This is a genomic window from Chitinophaga tropicalis (assembly GCF_009758205.1).
Taxonomy (GTDB): domain Bacteria; phylum Bacteroidota; class Bacteroidia; order Chitinophagales; family Chitinophagaceae; genus Chitinophaga; species Chitinophaga tropicalis.
In genome coordinates this window covers 44983-60779 of record NZ_WRXN01000003.1, presented here as the reverse complement: position 1 = coordinate 60779, position 15797 = coordinate 44983, and the positions used below count along the sequence as shown (strand labels likewise).

Below are 15797 nucleotides of genomic sequence, written 5' to 3'. Positions count from 1 at the left end.
AAAGCAAAATGAGTACCTACATACTTGGTTTTCAGGAAACTGATAAAACAAAGCTCTCAATAGTCGGGGGAAAAGGCGCCAACCTGGGAGAACTATCCAGGATTGAAGGTATACACGTACCCGCAGGCTTTTGTATTACAACAGAAGCATATAAAGAAATTATTGGCAACAACGAAGAACTCAATTCACTACTGGACCAGTTAGCTGTTCTGAAAGCAGATAACAGGAAAGGCATTAGCGAAATATGCGCAAAACTCCGTACAGCTATCGAAAAAGTTCCCATTCCCTCCCATATAACAGACGAGATTACCGGCTATCTCGCAAATTTTGATGAAAAAGACGCCTTTGCCGTACGTTCCAGCGCTACAGCGGAAGACCTGCCAACAGCATCCTTCGCCGGACAACAGGATACATATCTCAATATTACAGGGAAAACGGCAATCCTGGAACATATCAGCAAATGCTGGGCCTCACTGTATACAGACAGAGCTGTGACCTACCGTTTGCAAAATGGGTTTGACCATAGAAAGGTCAGCTTATCCGTTGTTATTCAAAAAATGATCTTCCCTCAGGTAGCAGGGATTATGTTTACGGCAGACCCGGTTACATCCAATAGAAAGGTCTTATCCATCGATGCCAGTTTCGGACTTGGCGAAGCATTGGTTTCCGGACTTGTCAACGCTGATAATTATAAAGTTCAGGACGAAAGGATCATTGACAGGCAAGTCTCTACAAAGAGACTTGCCGTTCTGGCATCAGAAGAAGGCGGTACACTGGAACAGGAAATTGACCTGGATCAGCAAAACAGCCAGTCCCTTACAGATAAAGAAATTATAGCGCTTAGCCGTCTCGGAAGAAAAATTGAAGCTCATTTTGGTACGCCTCAGGACATCGAATGGTGTCTGGCTGATGATACATTTTATATTGTTCAAAGCAGGCCAATCACTACCTTATATCCTGTTCCTGAAACGAATGACCAGGAAAATCATGTTTATGTATCTGTCGGTCATAACCAGATGATGACCGATGCCATGAAACCATTGGGATTATCTTTCTTCCTGTTAATAACCCCTGCCCGCATGCGTCATGCCGGTGGAAGATTGTTTGTTGATATCACACAAAGTCTGGCCTCACCGGCCGGCCGGCAAACAATAATGAATACGCTGGGAAAATCTGATCCGCTCACAAAAGACGCGCTCATAAACATAATAGAAAGAGAAGGCTTTATAAGATCGTCACCAGAGAATGCAAATGGCCCCGTTCAGAATAATAAAGGCATGCCACCCCTGGACTCTCTGCCACAGGTCGAAAACGATCCGTCCATCGTTGCTGACCTGATTAAGAATAGTCAGGCATCTGTCGAAGAGTTAAGACAAAACATCCGGACTAAATCAGGCCTGGATCTGTTTGATTTTATCCAGGAAGATATCCGGCAATCAAAAACAGCTCCGCATAAACTACAAAGCCTGTCTGTGATTATGACAGCAGTAAATGCGTCATCCTGGCTCAATGAAAAAATAAAAGAATGGTTAGGTGAAAAGAATGTAGCAGACACACTTTCTCAATCAGTATCCAACAATATCACTTCAGAAATGGGACTGGAACTTCTGGATGTTGCAGATGTGATCCGCCCCTACCCTGAAATAATTGAGTATTTACAACATATAAAAGATGATAACTTCCTCGATGAATTGCTTCAGTTCAAAGGCGGACAGGCAACCCGGGATGCTATCATTGCTTATCTCGATAAATATGGAATGCGATGCGTAGGGGAAATCGATATCACGAAAACCCGCTGGAGTGAAAAGCCGGCTACACTTATTCCCCTCATTCTCAGTAATATCAAAAACTTTGAGCCTGGCGCCAGTACCCGGAAATTTGAACAAGGGAAGCAGGAAGCTTTGAAAAAAGAACAGGAACTATCAGACCGGTTGCGGCAGTTACCGGATGGTGAACAAAAAGCAGAAGAGACTAAACAGAAGATAAGCCTGGTCCGGAATTTCAGCGGTTATCGTGAGTATCCGAAATATGATCTGGTAAACCGTCTCTTCATTTATAAACAAGCCTTACTGAAAGAAGCTGAACAACTTGTACAGGCCAACGTTATTCATGAAAAAGAAGATATTTACTATCTTACTTTTGAAGAAATTCGTGAAGTAGTACGTACAAATAAATTAGATTACCAGGTCATAAGCCAACGAAAAGACGAGCTCAGGGCATATGAAAAACTGACTCCTCCACGTGTCATTACATCTGATGGTGAAATCATTGCAGGTAAATACAATCGGGAAAATCTCCCCGACGGAGCTATTGCCGGCCTCCCGGTTTCTTCCGGAACCATAGAAGGACGGGCGCGTGTCATCCTGAACATGGAAGATGCCAACCTTGAAGATGGCGATATATTGATCACTTCCTTTACCGACCCCAGCTGGACGCCATTATTTGTATCTATAAAGGGACTGGTCACTGAAGTTGGCGGCCTGATGACCCATGGGGCAGTTATTGCACGTGAATATGGCTTACCGGCAGTTGTCGGAGTGGAAAATGCCACAAAGGTGATTAAAGATGGGCAGAGGATCCGGGTAAATGGAACGGATGGGTATGTGGAAATAATATAAAAGCTATATTTCAGAATACAATAAAATAAACAATATAAAAAGCCGCGAAAATCATATGATTCACGCGGCTTTTATTTTATTCTTTATAAACACCATCAGCATATCCTTAATCATTATTCATCTTCCCATGATCATAACTTATAACCCTTGAAAGCCTCCAGACGTTATCCTTTTTCTGCCACACCTGAACAAACTTATACGTCCCGCTTATATGTTCCGCTTGCCCTGGATTAGTATGATAAAAACTATGAACACCAATTTCCAAAGCACCATTCTCCCCAAGTTTATGAACCTCCAGAGAATTCTTATTAAGCTCCCGGCGTATATGTGAATTCCTTGCACACATTTCCCTCATTGATTGCATTTCTTCTTCTAAGTAATGCAGTCCGCCTAAGTCATGATAAAACTCAAAATCACTGGTTAGAAATTTCTTATAAGTAACAGTATCACATTTATTAAACGCGCTGAAGAAAATGCTGTCTTGTTTATAGATCTCTTTATACAGCTCATCCTGTGCTTGTCCATATGTTTTTAAAAAAGCGACAACAATGATTGTCGCTGTCGCTAATATTCTCTTTGCCATTCCGGTCTTGCTTTATATTTATTTCCCTAAATACAACTCTTTAAGAAACTTAATTTTCTCTTCTCTGGTCCATTTATCTGTTATCATTATAGAAAAATTTCTTGCAGCCCCGTTTTTCTCTCCAAACAGGAAATACGTATCAACAGTTGCGTTATTAACCTCACCAAATGCTCTCCAGATAATATAATTTCGTTCTTCATCGGATTCAACCTTCTCCTGGTTGAGTTTAACAGTATTCACATAATATTCCGAGTCCCATTCATAAAACGCTTTGGTAAATTCAAACCCTTTCTTAGCTTTTCTCTTATTGAATTCATAAGCACTTATAGCTGTAAAAGCTATCGCAATTGTTATACTATCATCACTTTCTAAAAACTGCTGCTTACTTATTTCATTATATCTTGTCTTAACCCACTTGCCAGGAATCGAAGCCGAGCCATAAGGTAAAACAAAGTAGTTCGTCTGGTTCTTATTCTTATCATACTCCCCACCGGTAATGGTGGAAGTTTTCTTTTGAGCTGTACAATTTGCAAAGATGATAAGGGCAATAAAAAGGAGCTGTATTAGTTTCATATCGTTGATTTCGGGTTTATCAGCTGTTTAAATTATTGCCTTTCTTTGTAAATTCCTAATAAGAAACCGCCTTTAACCCAATAATAGACCCTATCAGGGTAGATACAAAGAACAACCTCCAGAAATGAGCAGGTTCGTTAAATAACAAAATGCCCATCAGGGCAGTACCCACAGCGCCGATACCAGTCCATACAGCATAAGCTGTACCCAACGGCAGCGTTTGTGTTGCTTTCATCAATAAAAGCATACTCACCACTAATGAAACCAGGAAGGCGCCATACCATAAATACATTGCAATACCTTCCGATGTCTTTGCTTTTCCCAGGCTGGAAGTGAATGCTACTTCAAACAAGCCAGCGATGATTAAAATGATCCAGTTCACAGTTAAATAATTTTATACCTGCAAGGTCGCAAGTTTGAAGCTGGAAAAATTTTACAAATGATAAAAAAGAGAGCTATTTTAATTCAGCCCTGATCCTGCTCAGGCTGACCTGAGTCATACCAAGATAAGATGCAATATGCCCCAGCTGGACCCGTTGCAACAACTCAGGGTCACTGGTCATTAGCTCCTTATAGCGTTCCATAGCTGTTCTGCATTGCCTGAAGATAAGACGTTCTTCTACTTTTATCAGCTCCTGCTCCGCAAATCTCCTCCCCCAGTTGGCAATATGAATATCTTCCAGGAAGAGCTTACGCAGGTCTTCCGTTTTCATCTTATATAATTTACAAGGCTCCAGCAGCTGTATGTTCTCGTATCCTTTCTGGTCATACACATAACTTTTCATGGAAATAACAGTATCCCCTTCTTTGCCGAACCAGAAGGTAACCTCACTATCAGCAGTTTCTGCATAAGCGCGCACAATCCCTTCTCTGATAAAATAGATATCGGAACTGATCTTATTTGCTTTGAACAGGAAATGACCTCTGGCATAAGCAGCTTCCGAAATATTTTCTTTCAGCCGGTCTTTCGACTTTTCCGGCAACATGTATACGTTATCAATGATAGCGTCAATATCCATTGGTCAGCAGGTTCATGGTAAATGCCTAAAATTACAGAAAAGGGGGCTCATTTTACCATAACAAAAAGCCCTTGAATACTCAAGGGCTTCTCTTCCAGGTATCCTACCTTCAATTAACTAATAAGCATACCAGCCAATGCCTTCATACGTATAACCAGGTATGGTTGACATTTCATTTTGATTCTTAGTATAAAAATGGTCGTCAAATGAACCATTATAATACCTGTGTACCGGTACTGCACCATTGATAGCTGATGAATAAGCATAGAAAGCTATTCCTTCATAGTTACCTGACGGGATTTCATTTGGATTAGCTGTATAGAAGTGATCTCCGCTCTGTGGCAGATACCAGCGGTAAACAGGTATTGAATTAGCTACCTGGTTAGGGAAAGCAAAGAAGCCAATACCCTCAAAGATATAGTCATTATTCGCTCCGTTTCCAAGCTCGCCTAAATAGGTAGTATAAAAATGGTCATCCCATGTAGCCCTGGAATAATAGCGGAATACAGGTACCGTTCCCGCTACCGGAGGATTGGCTGGGTATAAGAACTGCACAGCCAGTATATCAAAGCTTGAGAGCGTAGTGGCCCCACTACCACATTGACCACCATTCATGATAGAATTCGGATCACCGCCGGTAGGAGTACCCAATATGTGCATAGCATCAAAGTAAGCGCCATTGTCACTTAAAACGCCTGACTGAGGCTCGCCTGACTGCCAGTTAGTATGCCTGAAGCCAATGCAATGCCCCAGTTCATGCGCAATGGTACGTTGCCTTTGTGCAAAGGAATTACCAGCAATCTGGTTAATATTGATCCTGACTAAACCACCAGGCTGACCATTTACAGGGAAATAAGCGGCACCACAAACACCTGAACCCAGATTGGCATTGGTGATACGGATCTGCGCTGCTGTTGATGCGGTGGTAATAGCAAATTTAACCCTGCAATTGATTACATTATTCCACAAAGCAATGGCGCCGTTAATTTCGCTTAAATAGGCATTCATGGAAGCATCAACATATACAAGGATATTCGGCTGTACATCATAACCAACATAATTGGCCGTACCGTATTGCTCAGCTTTCGGGCCGTCAGCAATGGAAAGATCAGGATTACTGTTCTTGCTGAACAGGATGTCGCCATCAACAAGATATTCATCACCAATGTCTTTAATCTGGCCATCATTGTAACCTAACTTTTTAATATAACTTAAGACAGGGTTGCTTTCACTATCAGGTTTCTGTGGAGTGATCTCATTTTTTTTACAGGAAAACAAAAGGACGGATATCACTGATAATATGGCAAAATAGCGGGAGATGAAAACAATTTTTTTCATTCAGATAAGATTTTATGATTTAATGATGAATGCAGGTCATTATACCTGGAGCATAATCCAGGCAAGGAACTGCAGGGAATAATAAGGGGCTGCATCAAAAAGTGCATACACGCATTGCTAAGGGGCATTCATAGCATGAAAAGTTTGTGGATTAGGGTTATGAAATATAGGTTTGGGTACCTGGTTATTTTGATTCTGGTAACAAATTTCCTGATGAAATTAAGTATTTTATCTGAAGATAAATATAGAGATTTCTAAATCCATATAAAGCTTGGAAATAAACCTTATATTTACCCCATGTTATCAACATCCCGCATATACTCTCTTTCTGAGATAGCATAACGCCCTCCTCCCAGGGCTATCTCATTCAGGTCATAATCTCCTATGACCTTGTTTTTCTATTTCCATATATTTTTAATATTAACGTAATGTATTTTAATACAATGAATAGTCATTTAATTATTCGCCAGGAAGAAACAAAAGATCATAAAGCAGTCTTCAACCTGGTAAAAGAAGCCTTCGCAGCAATGGAGCATTCCGATCACAAGGAACAATATTTAGTTGAACGGTTAAGGAACTCAGATGCTTTCATACCAGAGCTCTCTTTAGTAGCAGAAATTGATGGTCAGATAGCAGGTTATATCCTGCTCACCAGGTTAGCTGTTAAAGACGGTATCAGGCAATTCCTTTCCTTAGCGCTGGCTCCTGTTGCAGTACACCCTGCATTTCAGAATAAAGGGATCGGCAGAAGTTTAATAGAGCATGCTCATCATATAGCTGATAATTTAGGATATAGTTCTGTTATTCTGCTCGGACATGCAGACTACTATCCCAGGTTCGGCTATGTACCCACCGTACAATATGGTATCAAACTCCCGTTTGATGTACCGGACGAGAACTGTATGGTCAAAGTACTGAACCCGGATACATTCGGGGATACAAAAGGTATTGTAGAATACCCCGGAGCATTCTTTGAATAAACAAACAAAAGACCTCATCACCAGGTGATGAGGTCTTTCTATAATTTACTAAACGTCCTTCTCTGTTATTATAATTGCCTCAGCTTTACCTCTGCCTTCTCTCCGTCAGCTTTAATAGTTATTGTCTTCTGAATAGCTGCCGATTCGGTCGTATTATAGTTATAAGTGGTAGTATTAGGGCTTGTACCCTGGAATATGCCATTGATATAGGTATCTGTATATCCCGTAATTTCTGTTCTGCTGGCTTTATGAGTATACCCGAATTCAGTATACAATAAATATTCTCCGGGCATCAGGCTGGTAAATTCAAAATGTCCGTCATCATCGTATACCGTTGCCACCTTAATACATTCCGCAGCTTCTTCGGGAAGAGGTATGGACTTACCCTTTTTCCTCGATTCCTTATTCAGTTTTATCCACTCTTTAAAGAAAGGAGTATAAGGGATCAGGACCACCGACGTACCAGCGCGGGCATATTGTTTCTTGTTAATGTTAGCGACAGCCATTTTCCTTAATACACCGGTATTCTGATTATCCCTCGCAAAAGCCTGCCCCAGTATAATTGAATTACCTGATGTCACCATTTTAAGCGTCTGCGCCTTATCAAAACGGGTGGTAAAAGGATTATAGTCTATCTCCTTGTCAACAAGCACCAGCTGCTGCCCCCTGGTCTGTATCACAATTTTCCATAAACGGCGGGTATCTTTGTCTATGTAATACAGATACCTGTCATTCGTAGCTTCTTCAAAAATACTCACCTGCCATACTTTATGATCGTCTGTCAGGTTACTTTTATATAAATTGCTCTTTACCTCTTCAATACGTGCTACCTTGGTGTTGGTACTATTTTCCGGTTTAAAATCATATACTGCTATATCATTTTTATATCCGGTTGTAAGTGGCAATAAACCCAATATATAAGGATAGGCATAGCTGTCAAAGAAACTGCCGCTGTTAACCGGGTCTTTAACAGGATATCTTTTTTTGTTCTGCTTATCATAGTAATAACCGGTCACCTCTTTACCGAAATGTAGTACCATATCCCGGGTCTGGTTGGAAGAAGAACGGTATATAGGCTTAAATGTATTCCAGTCAGCGATGCTGGTATCCATAGAAAGCTCCTTCGCGCCAGTCATCCGCAAAGTAGTGTAAACTGCGAGTGTTTTACTATCGTGGATGATCTGTATATTAAAAGAGCTTACCTCCATATCCTGCCCGTTAATATTGGCATAGCAGGCCATTTCATAGGTGCTGTTCTTAATAAATTTCTTGTCAAATACATTCTCCCCAGGTACCAGGACCGTCTGGGCCTTACCCGCTGTCAAGGCCACAATGAGCAGCGCCGCAGAGATCAGACAGGGCTTAAAACGCTTAAACATCATGTTGTTCACTATGGTTAGTTTATGCCCTAAAAATAAAAACTATTCTGATCTCTTCAACTACCTGTATACAGGGATAATCTATCTACCGGCTTTCCGGTACTCCCGGATCATGCCATAGCTCCATTAAGACCGATAGTCTGTCCGCTGATCCATTTGGCTTCATCGCCTGCCAGGAAAACCACTACTTTGGCAATATCTTCAGGTTCCGCCAGCCGGTTAAATGCATTCAGCGCTGCCAGCCTGTCTATCAGCTCCTGCGATTTTCCGTTGGTAAACAGCTCTGTATTGGTGGGGCCGGGAAGAACGGCATTCACATTAATACCGCGTGCGCCTACCTCTTTGGCAAATACACGGGTCAGTTGCTCCACGGCTCCCTTGGTAGCTACATAGATACCATAGGCAGGCAACATTAAACGGGTAGTGGAGGATGAGAAGTTGATGATAGTCCCGCCATCTGCAAGCCTGGTAGCAGCTTCGCGAAGCGTGTTAAATGTCCCCCTGACATTCACTTCGAACTGCCGGGTAAATTCTTCATCTGTAGTATCCTTGATAAGTTTGGTGATCATAATACCGGCATTGTTCACCAGCACATCTATCTTACCATAATGCCCGATGGCCGTATCAAACATCTCCTTTACCTGCTGTGCATTGCTCACGTCCGCCTGCAGGGCAATAGCGTCGCCACCGGCCAGCCGGATAGCCTCTGTTGTTTGCTGCGCAGCTTCCTGGCTGCCGGCATAGTTAACAATTACTTTAGCTCCTGCTTCTGCCAGGTGCCTGGCTACTGTTGCACCTATTCCCCTTGACGCACCTGTTACCAGTATTACTTTGTCTTTAAGCGAGTTCATGGTCGTTTTCTTCTGTTTGATTTAACAATACAAAGATCACTCCTGAACAGTTCCTGCAACGTACAAGGATCATAGCAGGAGTTACAAATTTCTCAGAATAGCTCAGGACGCATGTTGTTTCCGGTATTCCGCAGGGCTCACAGAAGTATGTTTCTTAAAATAATTACTGAAATGAGAGGCTTCCAGGAAACCCAGCCTGCCGGCAATTTCCTTAATGCTTATCCCGGGTTTCCGCAGCATTACCCTGGCTTCTGCCACAGTTTTATCGGCAATCCAGGCACTGATGGATCTACCCGTTTTACTGCTGATAACGCTTGACAGGTAATTGACGTGAAGCGACTGCATATCGGCATAATCCTGCACCCGCAGAGGCATCTCGGCCTTACCTGCAACAAGGTCCCTGAAATGCTGCTCAAGGTCACGCCTGAAGGTCTTTACGATCTGCGAGCTGCGGTTCCCTTCATAAATAGGGTTATAGTCCTGGAAGAAATACTCTTTTATCTTGAGAAGCAACACCACCATAAGGCTTCCGATGATCTTATTCCTGTATGGCGATTGTCCCAGGTACTCCGTATGTATCTGCTGATACAGCTGCCGCAGCATCTCAAACTGCTGCTCCGAAAGCACCCTTGGCAGGACAGTTTCCGTGAGCAGGAAAGAGAAATCCCTGTACACGTCCTGGTGCACATTTTCCTTCAGATAAGCTTCATTAAAGGTAATGAGACAGGCATCTTTGATACTGTGCCATTCAAACACCCTGTAATTGCCCGGATTGGTAAAATATACTGTCCCCGGTTTGACATCAAAACACTGGTCATCTATCGCATATCTCCCATAGGCCTCCCGTATGAAAAGGAAGCTGAAGTAATCAGGACGGTAAGGAACAGAAGTAAATGGTAACTCCGTGAAGGTCTGCTGCAGGAAATGTATGGTAAACCCCGATGAAACATCTACCGCATCCAGCGGCAGACCCAGTATCGTGTATAGTTCATGAAGGTCCTTTACAACCAGGTTATGTGCAGCCATACCTCAAAATTAACTAAATAAACCGGTCGCCCGCCTATTTACATCTGACCGGCCGGCTTCCAGCTATTATTCGCCCTGTTCTGGTCCGGGTATACATTATCAGGATCTATTACCACAGAAGAAATACGTTCAGTAATACCTGTTTTCAAAACATACCGGTGATCATATTGCCAGATCTCCACCGGCAATGTACGTCGCACCTTTTTCCCGCTTACCGTGGTGATCTCGATGATCAAAGGCATAGCCGCCTTTTCCAGGTTCTCTATACTTATTTCCGCAGCTTCATTTACGCCGGCAATAGCCTGGTCCAGTTTATAATTTTCTATAAACGTCTCCTTCCAGAACCAGGTAAGGTCTTCACCGGCGGCATTGTTCATACAACGGAAAAAATCCCAAGGTGTAGGATGCTTAAAAGCCCATTGACTGATATAATGACGGAATGCATAATCAAACCTCTCAGCCCCCAGTATATGATTTCTTAATAAACCAAGCAGGTACGCTATTTTCAGGTATTGCGAAGGAAGCACCATATCTCCCCTGATCCCGTCCGGCCTTGTAAGCACAGACACAGCACTGTCGGCAAAATAATCTGCAGCCGGTGGCGCCAGGGGAGCATATCCCTTAAACTCTCCACTATTAAAATCCTCACAGGCCAGGTAATCTATGAACATATTAAAGCCTTCATCCATCCAGGCATACTTCCGTTCATTACTGCCTACGATCATCGGAAACCAGGTATGCCCCAGTTCATGATTCACTACACGCCAGTAATCATTACCAGTATCCCTGGCAGAACAGAATACAATACCGGGATATTCCATCCCGTCCAGGTTGGAAGCCACATTCACTGCACATGGATAAGGGTACTGGTACCATTTTTTAGAAAAATACTCTATGGTGAATTTGATATACTCAGACGATCTGTCCCAGCTTCCGGATAGTTTAGACGCTACAGGATATAACGAAATACCGAAAGCCTTTTTCCCATCCGGCAGGTTAATACGAATACCTTCCCACACAAAAGATTTTGATGCCGTCCATGCAAAATCACGGGTATTGCTCATCCGGAATTTCCATGTACATGCAGGCTTTGAAGGCCTTGAAGAGGCATTCTTCACTTCTTCAGGAGTACGGATAAACACTTTGGTATCACTGTTATGAGCCTGGTTCCATCGCTGCTGCTGAAGCGGAGTTAACACCTCTTCCGGGTTTAACAGTTCGCCTGAAGCAGATACGATATAAGCTGATGGCAACGTAATGTTCACGTTAAAATCTCCATACTCCAGGTAAAACTCACCATTGCCTAAGTAAGGCAGGGTATTCCATCCCTCCACGTCATCGAACACACACAGGCGTGGATACCATTGCGCTATAGAATAAATATTCCCCTCAGCGGTAGGCATAATATCCGTTCTGTTCACATTAAAATCTGCATTATAAAAAAAGCGGGGGATGGTATAACTGTATTTGATCCTGATACCTACGGAGGCTCCCGGTACCAAAGGCTGGGCCAGTTGCAGCTGCATACGGGTATCATCAACCCGGTAACCGGTATTAAGTGTATCTTTTTTACTGATCAGCCGGACATCTGTAATAACATACCCTCCTTCAAAATCCTTCTTCTGTTTCACATGATTACTATCCAGGAAAAGTTTTGCATCCAGTCCTCTCGAATGCTGTTTAAAAACATTCTGATCTAACTGTAACCATAAGTAGGATAATGTATGAGGACTGTTATTAGTATAAGTAATTACCTCCGTACCATAAACTACATTCCGCTCATCATCCAGCACCGCATCAATACTATAGTTACACCGGTTCTGCCAGTAAGCCGGGCCAGGCTCCCCATGGGCAGCACGATATGAATTACCCGCAGGCAGGGCCGGCAGCGCCGGAAAAATATCCTGCGGATTATACTTCGATACGCTCTCCTTAAACTGGGCAACTGCTGAAAGGTGAACAACGACAAATAAAAAGAACCCTATGGCTGGCTTCATAGACATGCAGATTTTGGCTAAAGAAAGCTGAATATAATAAAAATACTTCCAATAACTAAAATGGCGCCCGGAGAGGCGCCATTCTTATTTCAATATCTATTCAGCCTTCAGACTGACCGCCGGGTTAGCCAACGCAGCTCTCACCGCCTGGAAACTGACGGTCAGCAATGCGATGATCACTGCCCCCAGCCCGCCAGCAAGAAAGACCCACCAGCCAATACTGATATGATAAGTGTATTGCTGTAACCATTGGTCCATGAAATACCAGGTAACAGGACAGGCAATAATAAACGCAACAGCAATGAGCACGATGAAATCCTTTGAGAACAGGTAAACTATACTACCCGCAGTTGCCCCCAGCACTTTTCTTATCCCTACTTCTTTGATGCGCTGTACAGCCATAAAAGAAGCAAGGCCATATAAACCCAGACAGCTCAGGAATATAGCAATACCTGAAAACAACCTGTACAACCTGGATAACTGGTTTTCCTCATCGTAAAATGAAGCCACCCTGTCATCCAGGAACTGGTATTCAAAGACAAAGTCAGGATAAACCTCATTCCATATCCTGCCGATCGCTTTCATTGTAGCAGGCATATCAGACGCCGCCATTCTGATCCCTACTGTATTATATACGTCCTTCCAGTTGGCCATAAATACAGGTGAAATAGCCTCTTTCAATGAACCGGAATGAAAATCCTTTGTCACCCCAACTACTACTCCTTTCAACGTACCGTTCCACAGGTCCACATCCTTGTTCAGCACATCCCGCGGATCTGCATATCCCAGCTTCTTTGCCAGCGTTTCGTTAATTAAGAACTCATGAATGGAGTCTGCAGAGCTAATGTTCCTCCCGGCAACCAATGGCAGCTGATAAGTAGTAAGGTAGTGGGCATCAACAAACTTGCTGATAGCGCCAAATTCAGTTTCCTTTACCGCATGGTCAAACTTAAAGCCGGTCCACCAGTTGTCAGCGCTGGCTGGCGTAGTATTATTAAAGCTTACTTCCTCTATTTCCTTCATGCCCATTAACCGGTCTTTCAGGTAAGCCGTCCTGGCGCGCCCTGCGCTATCGCCGGGAAACGGCACATCCACCACTGTGGTGGTGTTAAAGCCCATAGATGTTTTCTTAAAATAATCTATCTGCCTTATCAGTAACAGGGTGCCAATGATCAGCACCTGCGCAATGACAAACTGGAACACCACCAGCCCTTTTCGCAGTGACAAACCCTTTCCCTTTGCAGAGAACCTGCTTTTCAATGCAGCAACAGGATTGAAACCCGCCAGTACCAGCGCCGGATAAAAGCCGGCCAGTATAGTAACGGCAATAGTAACCACCAGCAGGAAAAGTAAGATGACAGGCTGCATCAGCAATTCTAAAGACAATGAAATACCCAGCATGTTACTGACCGGTTTTAACGTAAATGCAGCAACGATTACCGCAAGGCACATTCCCGTTATTACCTGCAGTAGTGTTTCCAGCAGGAACTGCATGTTGATCTGCCACCTGTTACTACCCAATACTTTTCGTACACCTATTTCCTTTGCCCTGTTCACGGCCTGTGCTGTTGACAGGTTGATAAAGTTCACACAGGCAATACTGAGAATAAAGACCGCTATCAGCCACAATATCTTTGTACGTTCGGGCGACATGGTCCTTCCGCTGTAATTATCCGTCGTATTGTCAAAGTGAATATCACCCAGTGGCTGTAACACCTGGACGTTCTTATTATCCGCCGGCCGGTATTTCTTTGAAAAAGCATCCAGCGGCCGGCTTAAAGCCGAAACTGTTGTATGGGGAGGTAACAGAACAAAACATTTATGATTGCTGTTGATAGTGATCCAGTCTTTGCTATCGGAAAAGCCGGTCAGCTTATACGGTATAACGATCCGTAATGGGAAATCAGTATTTGATGGTATACTGGCTAATACCCCGGTTACAGTCAGCAATATGCCGTTATTGATGTTTACCTTTATCTGTCTTCCAACAGCCTTTTCCCAGCTACCAAAATACTTTTCCGCTATTTCCTTTGTTAATACAGCAGAATTGGGCTGCTGTAAAGCCGTTGCCGGATTCCCCGCCAGCCAGGGAAAGTCAAATATGCCGAAGAAAGATTCGTCTGTCAGGAACGCTCCACGGGCTTCCCTGAACTTTTTCACCGGGCCACCGTTTTCTTCCTGTATCACCACCTGTATACCAGGCAATGAAAACATACCTGTGGTTTGCCAGGTAGGAAAGTCATGCTTCATAGCAGCAGGTAAAGGGAAAGGAACAGAAGAACCGGTATTTCCTTTATCGTCCCTGGTCATCACCCTGTAAATACGGTCTTTCTTCCCGTGGAAATTATCAAAACCGGATTCATACCGTATAATTATAAAAATAACCAGGCACACGGCAATTCCAATAACAAGCCCTGCTATATTAATGATCGTATAGCTCTTATTACGCGCTAAACTTCTGAAAGCTGTTAGTAAATAATTCCGGAACATTGACAGTTTTTCACCACAGGCCTCTAAAGAAATGCCAGTCCATACAGAATTGATAATCAACCAACTGCGATCATTTAAAAGCCTTAACTGTCCGGTTCCGGCACAGCAGGCTGTTCACTTCCGGACATTATCGACCCAGGTTTAAACAAAAGCCACAGGTATAAGTAACCTGTGGCTTCCCTTTAAAAAATCGTATCTCTTATTGAACTGTTATGTACACATTACCCGTCACATCAACAGTAAAATTTGCAAAACCATTTGAACTGGTAACGGTCTGTCCGTTCAATGTAAAAGTACGGGGACCGGTAGCATTTGTAGAAATCAGTACAGAATACGTACCTCCGGGAATAGGACCAAACTTTTCTGCAGTACCGGGAGAAACATATCCGCGTAAACCAGCATCATTACCTGTGAAATAAACAGCTACCTGTCCGTCAGTAGCATTACTGGCAAATACGTCATAGTCAGCAAATTTCTGATGAGATATAACGCCTTGACCAGCCAGGATGTGATTAACAGGAATTGCAGCAATAGCACAGCAGAGGAGGATTAAAAACAATTTTTTCATAACAGGTGTTTTTGGTTAAATGGAGAGAATTAGTCTTCACAGCAATTTAAAATAAATAATTATTCCCCTCTTCAATACAAACATATTGGTCATTATGTAATAAGCAACAGGTAATATCCGGTAAACTCAAACCAGCAATTTCCCGGGAACGATTGCGTAAATAAACTTCTCCCAAAGAATAATTCCTACAAAAAATAACACTACAATTGCCTTGTATTAGCAAAGGATTGCTGGTTTATCTCTTACCAAATAATTGGGGGCTTTTCACCTGTATGCGACAGTGGATAATGATGAATTTCTCCTCGCATCCTGATTGCTATTTGATTGTTGCCAAAATCTCAGTTGAGCGTTAATTCCTTCATAGCTACAAGTAAC

Annotated in this window: 13 protein-coding genes; 2 read left to right on the top strand and 11 right to left on the bottom strand. The window is 43.0% G+C overall.

The window, feature by feature from the left end; genetic code table 11:
* Window positions 1-8 precede the first annotated feature (8 nt).
* Window positions 9-2618, top strand: a complete 2610-nt coding sequence (gene ppsA, locus GO493_RS08415) for a phosphoenolpyruvate synthase (RefSeq protein WP_157305703.1) — start codon at window positions 9-11, stop codon at window positions 2616-2618.
* Window positions 2619-2724: 106 nt separating this feature from the next.
* Here ppsA and GO493_RS08410 read toward each other — a convergent pair whose 3' ends face one another.
* From GO493_RS08410 to GO493_RS08390, 5 genes are all read right to left on the bottom strand, one after another.
* Entirely contained in the window at window positions 2725-3201 is a 477-nt protein-coding gene (locus GO493_RS08410) for a nuclear transport factor 2 family protein (protein ID WP_157305702.1), read from the bottom strand.
* 18 nt (window positions 3202-3219) lie between these two features.
* Complete coding sequence (locus GO493_RS08405; RefSeq protein ID WP_157305701.1) at window positions 3220-3774, bottom strand: hypothetical protein; 555 nt, start codon at window positions 3772-3774, stop codon at window positions 3220-3222.
* A gap of 55 nt (window positions 3775-3829) precedes the next feature.
* Window positions 3830-4156 (bottom strand): DMT family transporter, encoded by a 327-nt coding sequence (locus tag GO493_RS08400; protein ID WP_317165411.1) that lies wholly within the window; start codon window positions 4154-4156, stop codon window positions 3830-3832.
* A 73-nt stretch (window positions 4157-4229) separates the two neighbouring features.
* Window positions 4230-4793, bottom strand: a complete 564-nt coding sequence (locus tag GO493_RS08395; RefSeq protein ID WP_157305700.1) for a Crp/Fnr family transcriptional regulator — start codon at window positions 4791-4793, stop codon at window positions 4230-4232.
* Window positions 4794-4910: 117 nt separating this feature from the next.
* Window positions 4911-6131, bottom strand: a complete 1221-nt coding sequence (locus GO493_RS08390) for a M57 family metalloprotease (RefSeq protein ID WP_157305699.1) — start codon at window positions 6129-6131, stop codon at window positions 4911-4913.
* Window positions 6132-6574: 443 nt separating this feature from the next.
* On the opposite strand from GO493_RS08390, the gene GO493_RS08385 reads away from it, so the two are divergent.
* Window positions 6575-7111, top strand: coding sequence for a GNAT family N-acetyltransferase (locus GO493_RS08385; protein ID WP_157305698.1), 537 nt, complete (start codon window positions 6575-6577; stop codon window positions 7109-7111).
* A gap of 68 nt (window positions 7112-7179) precedes the next feature.
* On the opposite strand, the gene GO493_RS08380 is transcribed toward GO493_RS08385, so the two are convergent.
* From GO493_RS08380 to GO493_RS08355, 6 genes are all read right to left on the bottom strand, one after another.
* Complete coding sequence (locus GO493_RS08380; RefSeq protein ID WP_157305697.1) at window positions 7180-8493, bottom strand: DUF3108 domain-containing protein; 1314 nt, start codon at window positions 8491-8493, stop codon at window positions 7180-7182.
* A 107-nt stretch (window positions 8494-8600) separates the two neighbouring features.
* Complete coding sequence (locus tag GO493_RS08375; protein WP_157305696.1) at window positions 8601-9341, bottom strand: SDR family oxidoreductase; 741 nt, start codon at window positions 9339-9341, stop codon at window positions 8601-8603.
* Between the two features lie 102 nt (window positions 9342-9443).
* Window positions 9444-10367, bottom strand: a complete 924-nt coding sequence (locus GO493_RS08370) for a helix-turn-helix domain-containing protein (RefSeq protein ID WP_157305695.1) — start codon at window positions 10365-10367, stop codon at window positions 9444-9446.
* A 38-nt stretch (window positions 10368-10405) separates the two neighbouring features.
* Complete coding sequence (locus GO493_RS08365) at window positions 10406-12364, bottom strand: M1 family metallopeptidase (protein ID WP_157305694.1); 1959 nt, start codon at window positions 12362-12364, stop codon at window positions 10406-10408.
* Between the two features lie 96 nt (window positions 12365-12460).
* The gene (locus GO493_RS08360; RefSeq protein WP_157305693.1) at window positions 12461-14854 is read right to left on the bottom strand and encodes an ABC transporter permease; all 2394 of its coding nucleotides are present in this window, start codon (window positions 14852-14854) and stop codon (window positions 12461-12463) included.
* A 199-nt stretch (window positions 14855-15053) separates the two neighbouring features.
* A complete protein-coding gene (locus GO493_RS08355) occupies window positions 15054-15422 on the bottom strand; it encodes a hypothetical protein (protein ID WP_157305692.1) in 369 nt (122 codons plus the stop codon).
* Window positions 15423-15797: the final 375 nt, after the last annotated feature.

Excerpts from the sequence above, each read along its gene's own strand:
- ppsA (WP_157305703.1), top strand. The coding sequence starts at position 9 with ATGAGTACCTACATACTTGGTTTTCAGGAAACTGATAAAACAAAGCTC.
- GO493_RS08410 (WP_157305702.1), bottom strand. The coding sequence starts at position 3,201 with ATGGCAAAGAGAATATTAGCGACAGCGACAATCATTGTTGTCGCTTTT.
- GO493_RS08405 (WP_157305701.1), bottom strand. The coding sequence starts at position 3,774 with ATGAAACTAATACAGCTCCTTTTTATTGCCCTTATCATCTTTGCAAAT.
- GO493_RS08395 (WP_157305700.1), bottom strand. The coding sequence starts at position 4,793 with ATGGATATTGACGCTATCATTGATAACGTATACATGTTGCCGGAAAAG.
- GO493_RS08390 (WP_157305699.1), bottom strand. The coding sequence starts at position 6,131 with ATGAAAAAAATTGTTTTCATCTCCCGCTATTTTGCCATATTATCAGTG.
- GO493_RS08385 (WP_157305698.1), top strand. The coding sequence starts at position 6,575 with ATGAATAGTCATTTAATTATTCGCCAGGAAGAAACAAAAGATCATAAA.
- GO493_RS08380 (WP_157305697.1), bottom strand. The coding sequence starts at position 8,493 with ATGATGTTTAAGCGTTTTAAGCCCTGTCTGATCTCTGCGGCGCTGCTC.
- GO493_RS08375 (WP_157305696.1), bottom strand. The coding sequence starts at position 9,341 with ATGAACTCGCTTAAAGACAAAGTAATACTGGTAACAGGTGCGTCAAGG.
- GO493_RS08370 (WP_157305695.1), bottom strand. The coding sequence starts at position 10,367 with ATGGCTGCACATAACCTGGTTGTAAAGGACCTTCATGAACTATACACG.
- GO493_RS08365 (WP_157305694.1), bottom strand. The coding sequence starts at position 12,364 with ATGAAGCCAGCCATAGGGTTCTTTTTATTTGTCGTTGTTCACCTTTCA.
- GO493_RS08360 (WP_157305693.1), bottom strand. The coding sequence starts at position 14,854 with ATGTTCCGGAATTATTTACTAACAGCTTTCAGAAGTTTAGCGCGTAAT.
- GO493_RS08355 (WP_157305692.1), bottom strand. The coding sequence starts at position 15,422 with ATGAAAAAATTGTTTTTAATCCTCCTCTGCTGTGCTATTGCTGCAATT.